This is a genomic window from Burkholderia dolosa (assembly GCF_902499135.1).
Lineage (GTDB): Bacteria > Pseudomonadota > Gammaproteobacteria > Burkholderiales > Burkholderiaceae > Burkholderia > Burkholderia dolosa.
This window is the reverse complement of sequence record NZ_CABVPR010000133.1, coordinates 1-3,085: the sequence shown is the minus strand read 5'-3', so window position 1 is coordinate 3,085 and position 3,085 is coordinate 1. Positions and strand designations below refer to the sequence as shown.

General features: G+C 62.9%; 4 protein-coding genes. All 4 read left to right on the top strand.

Annotation, left to right across the window (positions count from 1 at the left end; genetic code table 11):
* Positions 1-68 precede the first annotated feature (68 nt).
* Genes tnpA through BUB20358_RS27770 form a run of 4 tightly spaced genes read left to right on the top strand, consistent with a single transcriptional unit; the run spans position 69 to position 3,049 of the window.
* Positions 69-476, top strand: coding sequence for an IS66-like element accessory protein TnpA (tnpA, locus tag BUB20358_RS27785; RefSeq protein WP_006764054.1), 408 nt, complete (start codon positions 69-71; stop codon positions 474-476).
* Entirely contained in the window at positions 473-820 is a 348-nt protein-coding gene (tnpB, locus tag BUB20358_RS27780; protein ID WP_006764055.1) for an IS66 family insertion sequence element accessory protein TnpB, read from the top strand. Before tnpA ends, tnpB begins: the two co-directional genes overlap by 4 nt.
* A 29-nt stretch (positions 821-849) precedes the next feature.
* Entirely contained in the window at positions 850-2,412 is a 1,563-nt protein-coding gene (tnpC, locus tag BUB20358_RS27775; RefSeq protein ID WP_006764056.1) for an IS66 family transposase, read from the top strand.
* Between the two features lie 40 nt (positions 2,413-2,452).
* Positions 2,453-3,049 carry a plasmid pRiA4b ORF-3 family protein gene (locus BUB20358_RS27770; protein ID WP_006765345.1) on the top strand — a complete coding sequence of 199 codons (597 nt, stop codon included), beginning with the start codon at positions 2,453-2,455 and terminating at the stop codon, positions 3,047-3,049.
* Positions 3,050-3,085: the final 36 nt, after the last annotated feature.

Sequence of the window (3,085 nt, the reverse complement as noted above, 5' to 3'; positions counted from 1 at the left end):
GTAAGCGTGTCCCCAGCACCGTCTCGACGATGTGAAAGGAAGTTGCCAGAGTAGTCCCCACCAAAGTAGTGGGGACCAAAGTGGCAACAGATACGCCGAAGAGAACTTCACGCAAAGGCATTCCGAATCACCCGATCGAATTTCGACGGCATTTGGCCAAGCTGGCCTGTGAGCCGGACGTATCGGTGGCGCGTCTGGCGATGGAGCATGGGGTGAATCCGAACCTGGTGTTCAAATGGCGTCGAGCATTGCGTGCCGGCGAATACGATCCGGTGGATTTGCTGCCCGTGACCGTGGAGGCACCGGCGCAAGAGATCGAGCAACCGGCCCCGGCGCCGGTCGCCAGTGCCGCTGCGGCGGGCGCCATCGAGATCAGCGTAGGCAACACCCGAGTGCGCATCGAAGGCTCGCCGCATGAAGCCACGCTGTTGCTGGTGCTCCGTATGTTGCGCGGCACGTCGGGACCGACAGCATGATCGGACTACCCAGCCACACGAAGATCTGGCTGGCCGCCGGCGTGACCGACATGCGCTCGGGCTTCAATAGCTTGGCCGCGAAGGTCCAGACCGTGCTGGAGCGAGACCCGTTCAGCGGCCACGTGTTCGTGTTCCGCGGCAAGCGTGGCGATCTGGTCAAAGTGTTGTGGTGGAGCGGCGACGGCATGTGTCTGCTGATGAAACGCCTGGAGCGCGGTCGGTTCGTGTGGCCACGTGCCGATGGTGGCGTGGTGTGCCTGAGCCAGGCGCAACTGTCGATGCTGCTCGAAGGTATCGACTGGCGGCAGCCTGTACGCACGGCGGAGCCGACATCGGCGTTGTAAACCTGCCGGCCGCCGCGTAGACTGCCGGCATGACCACGGCAAACGTCTATCCGGACGACATCGAAGCGCTCAAGGCCATGCTGCTTGAGCGCGATGCACGCATTGGACATCTGGAAGATGTTGTCGAATCGCACAAGGCGGCGAACGCTACTGCCAAGGCCGAGATCGAGCATCTGAAGCTGCTGATCGCGAAACTGCGCCGCATGCAGTTCGGCCGGAGCTCCGAGAAGCTCGACCGTCAGATCGAGCAGCTCGAGTTGCGACTGGAAGAGCTCGAGGCCGACGAAGGCGCTGCCCCCATCGAGATTCCGAAGACGCCGCGTATCGCACCGGAACAAGCGCCGCGCAAACCGCTCCCCGAGCATCTGCCACGCGAGATCCTGACGTACTGGCCGGAATCGGGCAAAACCTGCACGGCGTGCGGCGGTGCCATGAAGCAACTCGGCGAGGACATCTCCGAGCAGTTGGAATATGTACCGGCCAGCTTCCGCGTGATCCGCCATATGCGCCCGAAACTGGCATGCACGTGCTGCGACCACATTACACAAGCTGCTGCGCCGAGCCGCCCCATCGAGCGTGGCCTGGCTGGCCCGGGCTTGCTGGCCCATGTGCTGGTCTCGAAGTTCGCAGACCATCTGCCGCTGTACCGCCAGTCGGCGATCTATGCGCGCGAGGGTGTCGATCTGGATCGCTCGTTGCTGGCGAAATGGGTGGGTCATGGCGCGAGCCTGATGCAACCGCTGGTCGACGCCTTACGCCGGCACGTCATGGCAGCCACCAAACTGCATGCCGACGATACGCCAGTGCCTGTGCTCGCGCCGGGCAATGGCAAGACGAAAACCGGACGGCTGTGGGTCTACGTGCGCGACGACCGGAACTCGGGCGACATGACGCCGCCGGCCGTCTGGTTCGCCTATACGGCCGACCGCAAGGGCGTCCATCCGCAGCAGCATCTCGAATCGTTCAACGGCACGCTGCAGGCGGATGCCTACGGCGGATATCAGGCGATTTACGAAACCGGGCGGGTAGCCGAAGCAGCTTGCTGGGCACATGCTCGGCGACAGTTCTACGAACTGCACGCCGCACGCCCGAATGCCTTGAACACCGAGGCGCTGGAGCGTATCGGCGCGTTGTACAAGATCGAGGAAGCGATCCGGGGCAAGCCGCCCGATGAGCGACAGGCGTACCGGCAAACACATAGCAGGCCCTTGCTCGATCAGTTCCATGCGTGGCTGAGTGCCACGCTGGAAACGCTCTCGCGCAAATCCGACACGAGTCGGGCGATTCTCTATGCGCTGAACCGGTGGGAAGCGCTCACGCGCTACTGTGACGACGGGCGTCTGGAAATCGATAACCTGCCAGTTGAGCGCGCGTTGCGCGGGGTGGCGATCGGGCGCCGGAACTACCTGTTCGCCGGTGCTGACTCAGGTGGCGAGCGTGCGGCGGCGATCTACAGTCTGATCGGTACGGCCAAGCTCAACGGCATCGATCCCGAGGCGTATCTGCGTGCCGTGCTCACGCGCATTGCAGACCATCCGATCAACCGGGTCGAAGACCTGCTGCCATGGAACATGACCACCCTGGCATCGTAAGGCGATAATGCCGCTGGCTTCCCGTTCACCCGGAGATCAGATGGCGAAATCGTTCCAGCGCTTTACCCTGCACGTGCAGCTTCAACACATCGAGCCGCCCATCTGGCGCAGGATCGAGGTCGAAGGAACCGAGTCGCTGCGCAAGCTGCACCATATCCTGCAGGCGGCCTTCGGCTGGGAAGACACCCACCTGCACGACTTCCTGATCGACGGCATGACCTACGCCATGTTCGAGATCGACGACGTGCTGGACTTCGCCGACCCGGGCACGAGCGCCGATGACCGGAAGGTCCGACTGCAGAAGGTCCTGAAACCTGGCTCGCGCTTCCTCTACCGGTACGACTTCGGAGACGGCTGGGATCACGCCATCGTCGTTGAGAAAGTGGAAACCATTGAGAGCGAACCGTGGGGCGCGGCCCAGGTCATTGATGGTGCTCGCGCGTGCCCGCCAGAGGATGTGGGCGGCCCGCATGGCTACGAAGCGTTCCTGAGCGCGCTATGCAACGATTCGAATAGCGAAGAAGCTGACCATTACCGAAACTGGGTCGGCCCCGGCTTCGACGCCGAACTGTTCGATCTGCGTGCTGCCAATGCCACGTTGCTACGCATGGCTTCCAATCGTTGGGGAAACCGGTAACCCACGCCGTCAACAGGGTATCGGCTCCACGCTTAC

Excerpts from the sequence above, each read along its gene's own strand:
- tnpB (WP_006764055.1), top strand. The coding sequence starts at position 473 with ATGATCGGACTACCCAGCCACACGAAGATCTGGCTGGCCGCCGGCGTG.
- tnpC (WP_006764056.1), top strand. The coding sequence starts at position 850 with ATGACCACGGCAAACGTCTATCCGGACGACATCGAAGCGCTCAAGGCC.
- BUB20358_RS27770 (WP_006765345.1), top strand. The coding sequence starts at position 2,453 with ATGGCGAAATCGTTCCAGCGCTTTACCCTGCACGTGCAGCTTCAACAC.